The sequence below is a fragment of the Nonomuraea sp. NPDC050310 genome (genome assembly GCF_040655795.1).
Classification (GTDB): domain Bacteria; phylum Actinomycetota; class Actinomycetes; order Streptosporangiales; family Streptosporangiaceae; genus Nonomuraea.
Genome location: NZ_JBFAKP010000011.1, coordinates 104173 through 117768, shown reverse-complemented (window position 1 = coordinate 117768; position 13596 = coordinate 104173). Strand labels below are relative to the sequence as shown.

At 73.1% G+C, this 13596-nt stretch carries 13 protein-coding genes; 9 read left to right on the top strand and 4 right to left on the bottom strand.

Translation table 11 applies throughout. The features are described 5' to 3' along the window. The first annotated feature begins 68 nt into the window (after positions 1-68). Positions 69-902 (top strand): SDR family NAD(P)-dependent oxidoreductase, encoded by an 834-nt coding sequence (locus tag AB0I67_RS24810; RefSeq protein ID WP_357927708.1) that lies wholly within the window; start codon positions 69-71, stop codon positions 900-902. Between the two features lie 104 nt (positions 903-1006). Next, a complete protein-coding gene (locus AB0I67_RS24805; RefSeq protein ID WP_357927706.1) occupies positions 1007-3757 on the top strand; it encodes an AAA family ATPase in 2751 nt (916 codons plus the stop codon). Here AB0I67_RS24805 and AB0I67_RS24800 read toward each other — a convergent pair. Continuing rightward, the gene (locus AB0I67_RS24800) at positions 3747-4055 is read right to left on the bottom strand and encodes a UBP-type zinc finger domain-containing protein (RefSeq protein ID WP_357927705.1); all 309 of its coding nucleotides are present in this window, start codon (positions 4053-4055) and stop codon (positions 3747-3749) included. The genes AB0I67_RS24805 and AB0I67_RS24800 overlap by 11 nt on opposite strands. A gap of 172 nt (positions 4056-4227) precedes the next feature. On the opposite strand from AB0I67_RS24800, the gene AB0I67_RS24795 reads away from it, so the two are divergent. The 3 genes from AB0I67_RS24795 to AB0I67_RS24785 are packed head-to-tail and all read left to right on the top strand — an operon-like array spanning position 4228 to position 6428. Then, positions 4228-4980: an SDR family oxidoreductase gene (locus AB0I67_RS24795; protein ID WP_357927703.1), complete on the top strand. Its 753-nt coding sequence runs from the start codon at positions 4228-4230 to the stop codon at positions 4978-4980. 12 nt (positions 4981-4992) lie between these two features. Then, a complete protein-coding gene (locus tag AB0I67_RS24790; RefSeq protein WP_357927701.1) occupies positions 4993-5406 on the top strand; it encodes a cupin domain-containing protein in 414 nt (137 codons plus the stop codon). Continuing rightward, the gene (locus AB0I67_RS24785; RefSeq protein WP_357927699.1) at positions 5403-6428 is read left to right on the top strand and encodes a ferritin-like protein; all 1026 of its coding nucleotides are present in this window, start codon (positions 5403-5405) and stop codon (positions 6426-6428) included. The genes AB0I67_RS24790 and AB0I67_RS24785 overlap by 4 nt, the downstream gene beginning before the upstream one ends. A gap of 61 nt (positions 6429-6489) precedes the next feature. Here AB0I67_RS24785 and AB0I67_RS24780 read toward each other — a convergent pair whose 3' ends face one another. Continuing rightward, positions 6490-7293 carry a phytanoyl-CoA dioxygenase family protein gene (locus tag AB0I67_RS24780; protein WP_357927697.1) on the bottom strand — a complete coding sequence of 268 codons (804 nt, stop codon included), beginning with the start codon at positions 7291-7293 and terminating at the stop codon, positions 6490-6492. A 56-nt stretch (positions 7294-7349) separates the two neighbouring features. Here AB0I67_RS24780 and AB0I67_RS24775 point away from each other — a divergent pair, with 56 nt between their 5' ends. Further along, on the top strand, positions 7350-8231 hold the full coding sequence (locus AB0I67_RS24775; RefSeq protein ID WP_357927696.1) for a helix-turn-helix domain-containing protein: 882 nt from the start codon (positions 7350-7352) through the stop codon (positions 8229-8231). Here the strand turns inward: AB0I67_RS24775 and AB0I67_RS24770 are convergent. Further along, positions 8206-9027, bottom strand: coding sequence for a helix-turn-helix domain-containing protein (locus AB0I67_RS24770; protein WP_357927695.1), 822 nt, complete (start codon positions 9025-9027; stop codon positions 8206-8208). The genes AB0I67_RS24775 and AB0I67_RS24770 overlap by 26 nt on opposite strands. A gap of 150 nt (positions 9028-9177) precedes the next feature. Here AB0I67_RS24770 and AB0I67_RS24765 point away from each other — a divergent pair, with 150 nt between their 5' ends. Next, entirely contained in the window at positions 9178-10002 is an 825-nt protein-coding gene (locus tag AB0I67_RS24765) for a phytanoyl-CoA dioxygenase family protein (RefSeq protein ID WP_357927693.1), read from the top strand. Between the two features lie 16 nt (positions 10003-10018). On the opposite strand, the gene AB0I67_RS24760 is transcribed toward AB0I67_RS24765, so the two are convergent. After that, the gene (locus tag AB0I67_RS24760) at positions 10019-11194 is read right to left on the bottom strand and encodes an ROK family protein (protein WP_357927692.1); all 1176 of its coding nucleotides are present in this window, start codon (positions 11192-11194) and stop codon (positions 10019-10021) included. A 159-nt stretch (positions 11195-11353) separates the two neighbouring features. Here AB0I67_RS24760 and AB0I67_RS24755 point away from each other — a divergent pair, with 159 nt between their 5' ends. Together AB0I67_RS24755 and AB0I67_RS24750 are read left to right on the top strand one after the other, a co-directional pair. Then, positions 11354-12667: a glycoside hydrolase family 36 protein gene (locus tag AB0I67_RS24755; RefSeq protein ID WP_357927691.1), complete on the top strand. Its 1314-nt coding sequence runs from the start codon at positions 11354-11356 to the stop codon at positions 12665-12667. Beyond that, positions 12664-13596, top strand: coding sequence for a sugar ABC transporter permease (locus AB0I67_RS24750; RefSeq protein WP_357927690.1), 933 nt, complete (start codon positions 12664-12666; stop codon positions 13594-13596). The genes AB0I67_RS24755 and AB0I67_RS24750 overlap by 4 nt, the downstream gene beginning before the upstream one ends.

Sequence of the window (13596 nt, the reverse complement as noted above, 5' to 3'; positions counted from 1 at the left end):
GCGTTCCGATGGCACGGTGGACGGCACCGCCTCCCGCCGGGGGAGGAGGCCGACATCGGGCAGGACGTATGGCGGTCTGGTTCGTCACGGGGGCCGCGCGGGGCATCGGCCATCAGGTCGCCCGCGAAGCGCTGCGGCGTGGGCACCGGGTGGTCGCGACGGGCCGTGACCGCACGGCGGTGACGGCGGCCTTCGCCGGTCTGGCCGGGGAGGTGCTCCCACTGGGGCTCGACGTGCGCCGTCCGGAGGCGCCCGCGGCGGCCGTGGAGCGCTCGATGCGCCGGTTCGGGCGGATCGACGTGCTCGTCCATGACGCCGTCCGCACCGTTCGCGCGCCGTTCGCCGAGATGACGGAGGCGCAGGCTCGTGCGCTGTTCGACGTGAACGTGTTCGGGCTGCTCGCGGTGGTGCGGGCGGTCCTGCCCGTGCTCGCCGCGCAGCGGACCGGCCGCCTTGTCGTGGTCGGGTCCGTGGCGGGGTTCTCCACCCCGGCCGGCGCGGGCTGGTACGGCGCGTCGATGGCGGCGGTCGAGGCGGTGAGCGAGGCCCTCCGTGCCGAGCTCGCCGAGGCAGGGATCCGCGTCACCGTCGTGGAACTGGGCCGCCTCAGGGCTCTTCCCTCGGACCGGGGCAAGGGGGGTGACCCGGTCAAGGGGGGTGCGGCGATCGTCGACCTGCTGGAGGCGGAGGACCCGCCGATGCGGCTGCACCTCGGGGCGGACGCGGTCGCGGCCGTCGAGGCCAAGCTCGAACGGGTGGCGCAGGACCTCGACGCGTGGCGGCCGGTGTCGCTCAGCACGGACGCCCCCCACGAGCCACCCACCCAGAACAGCCAGAGCGACCAGAACGGCTGGAACGGTCAGAACGGCTGGAACGGCCACCGGCCGCCATCGGTCCGATGACCGGCCACCCGGCGCCCGACACCCGGACCCGCACATACCCCACCCGCACACACCCCACCCGCACGCACCGCATCGAGCGGTGCCGCCGTTGATCGGAGGGCAGCTTGAACGCACGTCAGTCGAAGGCAGGCGCCGCGGCTGAGCACGGCCGCCATCGGCTGCGCGGAAGACAGCACGAGGTGGCCGGCCTGCGCGCCCACCTCGCCTCGTTGTCCCAGGGCCGGGGCACCACCGTGCTCGTCCAGGGCAGCCCCGGCCTCGGCAAGACCAGGCTGCTCGCCGAGGCCCGGCAGATGGCCGAGGAGACGGGCCTGCGCGTCATCCACGGCGGCGGGGACCCCGACAGCCAGACGATCCCGTTCGGCGCACTGCTCGGCGCGCTGCACTCGGCGCCGCACCACATCCTGCCCCCGGACGCGGTCCAGGACCCGCCCGAGACCTCGGCGAGCCGGTACTGGCTGCTGCAGGAGGTCCACGAGCATCTGGAGCGCGCCGCCCTCGCCGCCCCGGTGGTGATCGTCCTCGACGACCTCCAGTGGTGCGACGAGGGGACCCTGCTCGCGCTGCGCACCCTGCCGCGGCGGCTCGCGATGCACCCCGTCGCCTGGATCCTGGCCACCCGCACCGGGCCTCTCGCGCCGGACGTGCGCGCCACGCTCTCCGCGCTCGACCTGTCCGGCGCGCACCTGCTCACCCTCGCGCCGCTGGGGAGCCGGGCGGTCGCGGCGATGACCGGAGACCTGCTCGCCGCCACCCCCGACGACGCCCTGCTGGAGCTGGCGCAACGCGCTCAGGGCCAGCCGCTGCTGCTCAACGAGCTGATCAACGGCGTGCTCGACGAAGGCGCGGTCGCCGTCGCCGGCGGCGTCGCCCGGCTGACCAGGCGGCGGCTGCCGCTGCGGTTCCACGCCTCGGTCCAGCACCGCCTGGAGCAGGTGTCGCCGTCCGCGCGCAAGGCGGCGCAGATCGCGGCCGTCCTGGGCCGCGCCGTCGCGGTCGACCAGCTCGCCGAGCTCACCGGGGAGCCGGCGGCCACCCTGCTGGACGCGCTGGAGGAACTGCTGCAGGCCGACCTCCTGACGGAGACCGGCGGCAGCCTCGTGTTCAGCCACGACCTCATCCGCGAGGCCGTCCGGGCGGCGTTGCCGGCCACGCTGCGCAGGGCGCTGCGCCGCGAGGCCGTCGACTTGCGGCTGGCGCAGGGCGTGCCGGTCGTGCGGGTGGCCGCCGACCTCGCCGAGATCGCCGAGCCGGGGGACCACAGCGCGGTCGCGCTGCTCAGGCAGGCCGCCCGGGAGCTCGCGAGCATGACACCGTCGGCGGCGGTCGAGATGAGCCGCCGGGCGATCGAGCTGTCCGCGCCCGATCCGCTGCGCCAGGCCGCCCTGATCGCCGAGGCGCTGCCGCTGTTCTCCCAGACCGGCCAGGCCGGTGAGGCGTACGCGCTCGCCGAGAGCGCGCTCGCCCGTCCGCTCCCGGTCGAGGTCGAGGCGAACATCAGGCTCGGGCTGGCCCTGGTGGCCGACCAGCGCTCCGTTTCTGAAGCGGTACGGCAGAGCCGGGCCGGCCTCGCGCTGCCGGGGCTCCCGGCCAGGACCCGCACCCAGCTCCTGGCCACCCTGGTCGTCAACCTCGCGCTCCTCGACGAGGACGGGATCGCCGAGGCGGGCCGGCTGCTGCCGGAGGCTCTGGTGGCCGCGACCCAGGCGGCCGACCAGGCCTCGCGGGCGACGTTGCTCGGCGTCGGCTCGATCATCGCCGAGCACCGGCTGGAGGTCCATCGTGCGCTCGACCTCGCCGACCAGGCGGTGTCCGTGGCGGGGGACCTGCCGCAGGGTGAGGCGCCGTGGCTGCCGCGGGTCTGGAAGTCGCTGCTGCTGAGCGCGCTGGGGCAGGTGGAGCAGGCGCTGGCCGAGGCGGACGACGGGGTGCGCAGGGCGCGGCACCTCGGGCAGACCGGGCTGCTGCCCTGGGGGATGGCCCGCTGCCGGATCTTCCTGGACGCGGGCCGGCTCGGCGACGCCCGGGCCGAGGCGGAAGCGGTCCTGGCGATGGCGCGCGAGCTCGGCCCCGGCAGCTTCGACGAGGCCGCCGTCCGGCACGTGCTCGCCCGGATCGCCCTCCACACCGGCCACCCAGAAGAGCCGGACCAGGGCCGGGCACCCGCCGGGGTCCTTCTGGCAGCCGAGGCCGGACAGGGCCGGGCGGTTCTGGGGGCGGAGGCCGGTGGGGGCGGCCGGGGCGTGTCGTTGTTGTTGCATCCCGGCGACCCGGTGGACGAGGTCGTGCTCGTGCGCAGGGCTCTGCGCGCCGGTGACCGGGCCGGCGCGATCGGGGCCACCGAGTTCGCCGAGACCCGGCATCGGGCCAACCCCGGCATCCCGATCTTCACCGCGACCGCCCTCCACGCCCGCGCCCTGCTGGCCGGCGACCGCGCGCTCCTCGCCCGCTCGGTCCAGCACTACCGCGACCTCCCCCGCCCGCTCGTGCTCGCCGCCGCCCTGGAGGACACCGGCACGATCGACTGCCTCGACGACGCGCTGAGCCTCTACGAGCAGGCCGAGGCCGTGCGCGACGCGGCAAGGGTGCGCGAGCGGCTGCGGTCCCTGGGCGAGCGTCGCGCCCGCACGGTGGCGAGCCGTCCCACCGAGGGATGGGACAGCCTCACCGCCTCCGAGCTGCAGATCGTCCGGCTCGTGGCCGGCGGGGCGACCAACAGGCAGGTGGCCGAGCAGCTTCACCTGTCCCCGCACACGGTCAGCACCCACCTGTGGCACGCCTTCACCAAGCTCGGGATCAGCTCCCGGGTGGAGCTGACCCGGCTCGTGCTCGACCACGACGTCCCTACACGGTGATCCGGCGGCTTCGCCGTACCGACCGCAACGGGCTGCGGTCGGCGTAGCACCAGCCGCCGCGGTCGCCCGGCTCCAGCGAGGCGGTCGCCGGGTGCGCCGTGGCGGCCCAGTGGGCGGCGGCGTGCCGGCCCGGCGAGGTGTCGCAGCAGCCCACGTACCCGCAGGTGAGGCATTCGCGTAGTTCCACCCACCGGCCGCCGGAGGTCGAGCACTCCTCGCAGACGTCGGCGTGGCCGGCCGGCACGGCCGGGCGCGAGCCGTACACGTGGGAGCAGAGGGCTTGGAGATCGTTGTGCATGCCTCGACTGTGCGGCCGGCGGCCCGCGCCGACATCGCACGAAAGCGTGAGCGCCCGGCGAGCGGCGGACGAGCCGGAGATTTTCCCGCCCGTTGTCACGAACGCGGACTGCCGTCCGGTCTAAGCAGCGACCGGGCAGCAGGGGCTGCCCGGCGGTCCACAGGAGGTTCGCATGAAAGTCGTGGTCATCGGTGGAACGGGTCTGATCGGGTCGAAGCTGGTGCGCAAGCTCGGCGAGCACGGCCACGAGGCGGTCGCCGCCTCCCCGGACACCGGCGTCAACGCGCTCACCGGGCAGGGCTTGGCCGAGGTCATGGAAGGCGCCGGCGTCGTGATCGACGTGTCGAACTCGCCCTCCTTCGCCCCCGCCGACGTGATGAACTTCTTCACCACCTCGACCGGCAACCTGCTCGAGGCGGAGAAGCGGGCCGGCGTCGGCCACCACGTCGCCCTGTCCGTCGTCGGCACCGAGAAGATGCCGGAGAACGCCTACTTCGCGGCGAAGATCGCTCAGGAGCGGCTGATCCAGGACTCGGGCATCCCGTTCTCGCTCGTCCACGCCACGCAGTTCTTCGAGTTCGCCCGGCGCATCGCCGACGAGGCCGCGGTGGACGGCCAGGTGCGGATCGCGCCGGTCGCCTTCCAGCCGATGGCGGGCGAGGAGGTCGCGCAGGCGGTCGGCCGCACGGCCGCCGGGTCCCCGCTGAACGGACGGCTGGAGGTCGGGGGACCGATCGAGTACCGGATGGACGAGTTCTTCCGCAAGGCGCTGGCCGCCTGGGGCGATCCGCGCGAGGTGGTGACCGACCCGCAGGCGCGTTACTTCGGCAGCGTGCCCGGCGACCGCACCCTGGTGCCGGGCGAGGGCGCCCAGCTCGCCAAGATCACCTACCGGGAGTGGCTCGACAGCGGCGCCGGGAAGTAGGGGGAGCCGGACATGAACGCCCATCCGTCCAAGTCGCGATCGACGGCCTGGCAGACCGCGCTCACCGTGCTCCAGGAAGCGCAGCCGCCGTTCATCCCCGACGGCGCGCACGTGATGACCGTGCTCGTCGAATACCCCGCCGGCGACCCCGGCGCACCGCCGCACCGGCACCCGGGCCCCGCCTTCGGCGTCGTGCTCGACGGCGAGATGCTGATGGAGCTCGAAGGCGAGCCCCCTCGCGTGATCCGCGCCGGCGAGGCGTTCTGGGAGCCGGGCGGCGACCTCATCCACTACCGCGACGGCAACAACCGGGACGACGTGCCGCTGCGGTTCACCGTGACGATGCTCTGCCCGCCGGGGCAGCCGATGTTCGTCCTCGTCGGCGAGGACGAGCTGCGGCGGAAGGCCGAGGTGCGGGGCGGATGAGCCGCGAGCCCATCACCACGCTCGCCGGCCTGCGCGAGCATCTGCAGTGGGCGGTCGAACTGGAGCACGCCACCCTTCCGCCCTACCTGGTCGCGCTCTACTCCCTCGACGCCGAGCGCAACCCGGAGGCCGCCGAAGCCGTCGAGGGCGTCTTCATCGAGGAGATGCTGCACCTGGCGCTCGCGGCGAACCTGCTCAACGCCGTCGGCGGGCGGCCGGAGCTGGACAAGCCCGGCATGCTGCCGCCGTACCCCAGGACGTTGCCGCACGGTGATCCCTCCCTGGAGCTCTCGCTGCTGCCCTTCGGGCCGGAGGCGCTGGAGATGTTCCTGCGCCTGGAGCAGCCGGCCCCGGCGGACGCGCCCGCCCAGAGCGACCGGTACGAGACCATCGGCCAGTTCTACGCCGCGGTCGAAACCGGCCTGCGTCATCTCTGCGAGCGGTACGGCGAGCGGGCCGTCTTCAGCGGCGACCCGGCCCGGCAGCTCAGCGGAGCCCGGTTCCGCCACACCGCCGGCGAGGTGTTCGCCGTCGAGGATCTGGACTCCGCGCTCGGCGCGCTCAAGGAGATCGTGGACCAGGGCGAGGGCGCCTCGCACGGTTCGGTCTGGGACGGCGACCGGAGCGTCTTCCACCCCGAGCGGGACGAGCTGGCCCACTACTACCGCTTCGAGGAGCTCAAGCTCGGCCGGCGCTACCGGCGCGGTGACACGCCGCGGTCGGGCCCGACCGGGGAGAAGGTCGCCGTCGATCCGGACGGCATCCGTCCCCTGGCTCGCAACCCGCGGCCGGCCGAGCCCGGAAGCGAGGTCAGAGCGGCGCAGGACCGGTTCGACGAGACCTACTGCGAGTTGCTGCGGATCCTGGAGCAGACGTTCAACGGCGAGCCCGGCCGGCTCGGCGAGGCGACCGGCGTCATGTTCGAGCTGAAGGCCGAGGCGCAGGCGCTCATGCGGCTCACCGACGAGGAGGGTTGCGCCGCGGGGCCGACCTTCACCTACCTGCCCCGGCGGGAGCGGTGACGCCGAACTCGGCGCCGAGGCGGCCGCGGAACTCCGGCGCCTGGACCGAGCGAGGCCCGGGCTAGTGCGGGCCGGCGGTGGTTTCGGTGCCGCAGGGGCCGCCGCCCTCGGCCTCGTCGAAGTGGATCTCCCGGCCGTTCATGGTGAGGGTGGGGTACCAGGCGGAGATGCGTTCGGTGGAGCGGCCGGCGTAGTGGCAGATGAAGCTGCGGCGGAAGCGGTCGGCGGTGGTGTTCGGCTCCGAGCCGTGCACCAGGCTGCCGTTGAAGAAGAGCACGTCGCCCGGCTGCATGTCGACCGGGACGCGCTCCAGGCCGGGCGGCGGCGGGACGTACTCGCGGGTGAAGGAGCGGTCGTCGTCGGCCTCGTCCGGGCAGAACAGGTCCATCAGGTGCGTGCCGGGCACCACTTCGAGGCCGCCGTTGGCCCGGTCGACGACGTCGAGCGCGACCCAGGCGGCGATGCAGGTGCCGGGCTCCACCTTGAGGTAGAAGTTGTCCTGGTGCAACGCCTGCCCCTTGGCGCCGGGCGGCTTGAAGTAGAACATGCTCTGGGCTGCTACGGGCTCCTCGCCGAGCAGCCGGCCGACGATCGCGCCGAAGCGGGCGTCCAGCAGGTAGCGCAGGGCGACGCCGCTGACCTGGTGCGGGTGCATGACGCGTGGGTAGTCGCGCAGCGGGTCGTAGGGGCCCGACTCGTCCTGCGGCCTCGGCGTGAAGTGGCCGGGGATCGGCCCGCCGGCGTGCAGAGCGGTGAACTCCTCGCGCAGCTCCTCCACCTCGGCCGGGCCGAGCAGCCCGGGGACGACGAGGTAGCCGTGCTCGTGGAAGGCGGCGAGATCGATGGTCGCGGTAGCTTCGCTCATGACCTCAACGGTAGGGACGTGATCGGGTGGACGGTATGTCTGCGACGGCTGACGACATGTCTGTTCCTGCTACCGAGCTGGTGCTGCTCTGCCACTACGACAAGGCGCCCGGCTACTCGGTGCGCCGCGCGGAGGGGTCGCCGAGCTGGCTGCTGATGTGGACCGAGGCCGGGGCGGGCTACGTCGAGCAGGGGGAGTGGTCGCACACCACGGGGCCCGGTGACCTGGTCGTTCTCGGGTCGAAGGTGGCCCAGCACTACCGGGTGGCGCCCGGCGCGGACGGGTGGCGGTTCTGGTGGATCCACTTCCAGCCCCGGCCCGCCTGGCACACCTGGCTGGCCCCGTACGCGGTCGGCGGGAGGTGCTCGTTCCTGCCGTCCCTGCCCGAGGCGGTGCGCGAGCGCGTGGACCAGGCCTTCCGCCGGGCGCACGCCGACGCCCGCTGGCCGGGCCACGGCCCGCTGCCGCCCCTGCCCGACGAAGACGCCGCCGACCGGCCGGCGGTCGCCGAGGCGCCCGCGGCCCGCGAGCTGGTGCTGGGCGCCGTCGAGGAGGTGCTGGTTCTGGCCGCCTCGACCGCCAGGCCGCAGGACGAGAGCGCCGACCTGCGAGTACGGCAGGCACAGTCGCTCATCGCCGCCGAGCCGGGCGCCCCGCACACGGTGGACTCGCTGGCCAGGGCGGTGGCGTTGTCGCCGTCGCGGTTCGCCCACCTGTTCTCCGCCCAGACCGGCCGCACGCCCATGCAGGCCGTACGGGAGGCCAGGCTCAGGCACGCCGCCCGCCTCCTGGAGCTGACCGACCTGGACATCGGCCGGATCGCGGCGGCCTCCGGCTTCGTCAGCCCCTTCCACTTCAGCCGGTCCTTCAGCCGCGAGTACGGCCTGCCGCCCCGGGACTACCGGGCGCGGGTCACGGGAAGTACCCCACGCCGGTGACCCCCCGCTGCCGGAACTCCGTGGGCGTCTGGCCGAGCGAGCCGGCGAAGGCCCGGTAGAAGCTCGACCGGGTCTGGAACCCGCTGGCGTGCGCGACCCGGTCGATGCCCCAGTCGGTGGCCTGCAACAGCCGGCACGCGTGGGCGACCCGCAGCCGGGTGACGTACTGCCAGACGGGCATGCCGAGGGCCTGCTTGAAGGCCAGGGCGGCGTAGGTCGGGTGCACGCCGGCGGCGTCGGCGATCTCCTCGACGGAGAGCTTGTCGGTGTAGCGGCGGGCGACGACGGCGAGCATGCGCTCGGCCGAGCCGGCCGCCGCAGCGCCGGAGCCCGACCTCTCGCCCGGGTCGCCGCCGAGCCGGGCCAGCCGGGCGTGCATCTCCATCAGGCAGACCTCGGCCACCGGGCGGGGCGGCTCGTGGCGCAGTTCGTGGTCCCAGCGGCTCATCAGGAAGCGGTCGTGCTCGCCCTCGGCGGCTGTGCCGTACAGGAACTCGCCGGACAGCGCCCGCTCGACGGCGCCGCGCAGCGGGTCGTGGCCGATGACGGCGCTCAGCGGGACGGTGGCCCACAGGAGGTCGACGCGCTCGGCGGTGAGGAGCCGGTGCGGGTAGCCGCCCCAGAAGACGGCGAGCCGGCCGCGAGGCAGGTCCACCTCGCCGCTGACCGTCGCGTACCGGGCGGTGCCGGACAGGACGAGGTTGAACTCCAGCTCGGGGTGGATGTGGGCGCGGGGCATGGAGCCCGCCGTCTCGTGGAACGCCTGCAGGCCGACGACCTGCACGAGGGAGGACACGCCTTGAGGATATGCGACAGGTCGGCGAGTTCGGGTGGATGACCGGGGCGAGGCGGCCGGGGGAGAGTGGCGGCGACCCACCACATCCCGGTCTCACCACATCCCAGTCCCACCACACCCCGTCTCGCCACATCACGGAGGTTTCCTGACATGTCCGAGCTCGATGACTTCATGTTCGACCTCAACGGCTACCTGATCCTCAAGAACGCCGTCGACGCCGATCTGCTCCAGCGCCTGAACGCGGAGTTCGACGCCTTCCCGCGCGACCTGGCCAGGGGCGACTGGTACCGGGGCGCCCAGCGCCGCGACTACACCCCCGAGACCGGCTTCGAGCTGCACCAGGCGGTGGCCGCCGGCCGGCCCTTCGAGGAGCTGATCGACCACCCGAGCTGGTTTGACCTGGTCAAGCACTACGCGGGGGAGGAGGACAGCTACATCCCCGGCGTCTTCGTCGACGAGACGATCGCCTCGATCCGCGAGTCGGGCGGGCACCACCCGGTGCACTCGGGCGGTTATCGCACCGCGCTGCGCTGCGGCTACCGCTACGACCACGGCGTCTTCCGCTGCGGCCAGGTCAACATCATCCTCGCGCTGACCGACATCGGCGAGGGCGACGGCGCCACGATGGTCGTGCCCGGCTCGCACAAGTCGAACTTCAAGCACCCGCTGGCCGGCGACTACGCCAAGGGCGACCGGATGGACACCCTGCCCGGCGCGATCCCGGCCTACCTGGAGAAGGGCGACGCGCTGCTGTTCGTGGACGGGCTGATGCACGGCGGCTCCACCCGCACCAACCCCGGCGAGCGCCGCGTGGTCATCTACCGCTACGGCCCGGTGTGGGCGGGCAGCCGGTACGGCTACGTCTACGACGACGCCTGGCTCAAGGACCTGACCGAGCAGCGGCGCAACGTCCTCTACCCGGTCCCGCGGGTGCACATCGGCGACCCCTGCCCGGCCGAGCCCGGCGACCGGTGATCGGCGCCGCCCCCGCTCAGGGGCCGGTCGCCGGCGGCAGGGCCTGCACCGGTCCGGCCTCGGTGGTGAAGTAGTGCCGGTCGACGTGATCGACGGCGTAGTCGATCGCGCCGAGCACCACGCACTCCTCGCCGAGGGTGGAGGCGCGGACCTCGGGCGGGCGCATGCAGGAGCGTTCGAGCCGGGCGCGCAGCGGTTCGAGCAGCACGTCGGCCGAGCGGGAGAAGCCGCCGCCGAGGATCACGACCTCCGGGTCGAGCAGCAGGGCCATGGCGGCGGCGCCGACGGCCAGGTCGTCGAGGTAGCGGTCGACCGCCGCCATGGCCAGGGGCTCGCCTCGCCGGGCGGCGGCCAGGGTGTACCCGGCGGCGTCCTCCGGCGAGGTGCCCTCGGGGACGATCTCGCACTCGTTCAGGTGTCCCGTCGCGCGCAGCCAGCGGACCTCGGGCAGCATCACGAGCTCGCCCGCGGCCGCGCCGAAGCCGCGGTGGAGCTTGCCGTCGATGATCAGGCCGGCCCCCATCCGCCTGGCGACGTGCAGGAACACCACGTCCTGCGCGCCACGGGCGGCTCCGCGCCGGTTCTCGGCCAGGGCGGCGAGGCGGCTGTCGTTGTCGACGAGCACCGGGCAGCCGAACAGCTCGCGCAGCCGTCCGGCCAGGTCGAGGCCGGTCCAGGAGGGGATGGTGGCGGAGTAGGCGACCCGGCCGTCGGGGGTGACGATGCCGGTGGTGCCGACCGCCACCGCCCACAGGTCGCAGAGCTGCTTGCCGGCCAGGGCCAGGCAGCCGGCCACCGCCCGCTCGATCGCCGCCAGGCGCTCCTCGCGCGGGGCGAGCGGCAGGACGGGCTGCCTGGTCTCGGCCAGGATCTCGCCGTCGAGGTCGGCCAGGGCGGCACGGACGTTGTGCCCTCCGATGTCGAGGCCGATCAGGTGCCCGCGGTCGGCGCGGAAGCGGTAGCGGCGGGCGGGCCGGCCCATGCCGCCCGCCGATGGCGAGACCTCGGCGACCCAGCCCAGGTCGATCAGCTCGCCGAGGACCTCCTTGGTCGAGGGCCGCGACAGGCCGGTGCGCTCGGCCAGGGCGGACAACGTGACGGCTCCGGCTCCGCGCAGGGCGTTGACGGCCGACAGCGAGTTGAGCCGGCGCAGCCGGGACAGGTCGCCACCGGTGGGCGGAGGGTGCGGCATTGGAAGGTTTCCTCTTTAACTCGCGGGCTGCCAATGATCATAGATGTCGAGATTGACGAAGCCAGGTGCGATGTGGCGTGAAATTAGGCATTGCCGAGCTTTGCTCGCCGATGCTACTAATGAAGCGCTCCTTCGAAACTCTCCGAAAGGAGAAGCCTGATGCCGTTCGCTGATGTCGGCGAAATCACCGGCCACCCCCAGCAGGCGCTGATCTTCGAGCACGGCTGGCAGTCGTGGAGTCCCACGGGCGCCTACCGCGTCGGCGATAGCCCGCCGAGGCCGGCGAGCGAGACCATCCAGACGCTCTGCTACCGCCCCGAGACCCCGATCCCGCCCGGAGCGTTCCAGGGCGAGGGCCTGATCGCGGTCGATCCCGGGGACGGCGCGCCCGTCTCGCTCTGGTCGGCGGCCAGCCATCTGGACGTCCCGTCCATCCGGGTCCGCGAGGAGGGCGGCCGCCTGGTCGTCTCCGCCGACGGCCCGGTCCGGCACACGCAGGTCGACGGCCCGCTCGACGCGGCCCTGCGCACCTGGGCCGAGATGATGGCCGAGGGCGTGGCCCCGCCGAGCTTCCCGGCCGTCCCCCCGATGTGGTGCTCCTGGTACGGCTACTGGGACAAGGTCACCGACCAGGACATCCTCGACAACCTGCGGCTGGCCGAGCAGCACGGCGTCGAGGCCGACATGTTCCTGATCGACGACGGCTACGAGGCCGAGATCGGCGACTGGCTGGAGTTGCGCCCCGAGTTCGGCTCGCTGGAACGCGCGGTCGGCACCGTCCGCGAGGCCGGCAAGCGCGGCGGCATCTGGCTGGCGCCCTTCCTGGTCGGCCACCGCAGCCGGATCTTCCGCGAGCACCCCGACTGGCTGGTCGGCGGCGCCGACGCGGGCCGGATGTGGGACCAGGACCTCGCCGTTCTCGACGTCACCCACCCCGACGCCGCCGCGCATCTCGTGCACGTCTTCGAGACCCTGTCGGCCATCGGCCTGACGCACTTCAAGCTCGACTACCTCTACGCCGGAGCGCTCCCCGGCCGCCGCCACGAGGACCTCACCCCGATCGCCGCCTACCGGCGCGGGCTCGAGCTCATCAGGCAGGGGGCCGGCCCCGCGGCCACCATCCACGGCTGCGGCGCCCCGATGTTGCCGAGCCTCGGCCTGGTCGACATCATGCGGGTCAGCCCCGACATCGCCCCGACGCTCCTGCCCAGGTCGGGCGACATCAGCCAGCCCTCGCAGCTCGGCGCCCGGCTGACCGGCGCCGCCCGCGAGTTCCTGCACGCGCGCTGGTGGGTCAACGACCCCGACTGCATCATGGCCCGCCCCGAGGTGGAGGCCCGCGAGGAGTGGGCGGCGCACATCGACGCCACCGGCGGCCTGCGCGGCTCCAGCGACCCGATCGCCGCCCTGGACGACTGGGGCCTGGCCACCACCAGACGGCTGATGGTCCCGACCAGGACGGATCCGTCGTGACGGTCGGGACGGCGCCGCCACCGGTCCGGACACCGGTACGGCCCGCCGCCAAGCGCCGCAGGCCAGGCCGGTGGTACCCGTACCTGTTCATCGGGCCCAGTCTCTTCGGCGTCGTCGCCTTCCTGCTGCTGCCCGTCGTCATCGTCTTCGTCCTCAGCCTCTTCGACTGGGAACTGCTGTCCGACCCGACCTTCGTCGGCCTGGACAACTACCGCAAGCTGGCCGCCGACGGATCGGTCTGGAGCTCGCTCGGCACGACGATCGTCTACGTCCTGCTGGCCATCCCGCTCCAGACGGTCCTGGCCCTGCTCCTGGCGCTGATGCTGAACCAGCGGGTCAAGGGCGTGAAGTTCTTCCGCGCGCTGTTCGTGATCCCCTGGATGGCCACGCCGATGGTGCTCGGCCTGGTCTGGAGCTGGATCTTCGATCCGAAGGACGGCGCGATCAACCAGTTGCTCGACGTGTTCGGCATCACCGGGCCCGCCTGGCTGTCGGAGTCGTCGCTGGCCCTGCCGGCCGTCGCGCTGGTGAGCGTGTGGCAGCACACCGGCTACAACATGCTGTTCTTCCTGGCCGGGCTGCAGGGCATCCCGCAGGAGCTGTACGACGCGGCCGCCTGCGACGGGGCGACGCCGGTCCAGCGCTTCTTCCGGGTGACGCTGCCGCTGCTCAACCCCACGATGTTCTTCGTCACGGTGACCAACATGATCGGCGCCTTCCAGGCGTTCGACACCATCTACTCGATGACCGCGGGCGGGCCCAGCGAGTCCACGACGGTGATCAACTTCAAGATCTTCCACCTGGCGTTCAGGGAGTTCGACTTCGGCTACGCCGCGACCGTGTCCATCGTGCTCTTCCTGATCATCCTGCTGGTGACCTCGGTCCAGATCAGGTTCTTCAGCAAGCGCACCACCTACGACATGAGCTGA

What these genes read in the sequence shown, in the direction of transcription:
- AB0I67_RS24810 (WP_357927708.1), top strand. Translation starts at nt 69, where the DNA reads ATGGCGGTCTGGTTCGTCACGGGGGCCGCGCGGGGCATCGGCCATCAG.
- AB0I67_RS24800 (WP_357927705.1), bottom strand. Translation starts at nt 4,055, where the DNA reads ATGCACAACGATCTCCAAGCCCTCTGCTCCCACGTGTACGGCTCGCGC.
- AB0I67_RS24795 (WP_357927703.1), top strand. Translation starts at nt 4,228, where the DNA reads ATGAAAGTCGTGGTCATCGGTGGAACGGGTCTGATCGGGTCGAAGCTG.
- AB0I67_RS24790 (WP_357927701.1), top strand. Translation starts at nt 4,993, where the DNA reads ATGAACGCCCATCCGTCCAAGTCGCGATCGACGGCCTGGCAGACCGCG.
- AB0I67_RS24785 (WP_357927699.1), top strand. Translation starts at nt 5,403, where the DNA reads ATGAGCCGCGAGCCCATCACCACGCTCGCCGGCCTGCGCGAGCATCTG.
- AB0I67_RS24780 (WP_357927697.1), bottom strand. Translation starts at nt 7,293, where the DNA reads ATGAGCGAAGCTACCGCGACCATCGATCTCGCCGCCTTCCACGAGCAC.
- AB0I67_RS24775 (WP_357927696.1), top strand. Translation starts at nt 7,350, where the DNA reads ATGTCTGTTCCTGCTACCGAGCTGGTGCTGCTCTGCCACTACGACAAG.
- AB0I67_RS24765 (WP_357927693.1), top strand. Translation starts at nt 9,178, where the DNA reads ATGTCCGAGCTCGATGACTTCATGTTCGACCTCAACGGCTACCTGATC.
- AB0I67_RS24760 (WP_357927692.1), bottom strand. Translation starts at nt 11,194, where the DNA reads ATGCCGCACCCTCCGCCCACCGGTGGCGACCTGTCCCGGCTGCGCCGG.
- AB0I67_RS24755 (WP_357927691.1), top strand. Translation starts at nt 11,354, where the DNA reads ATGCCGTTCGCTGATGTCGGCGAAATCACCGGCCACCCCCAGCAGGCG.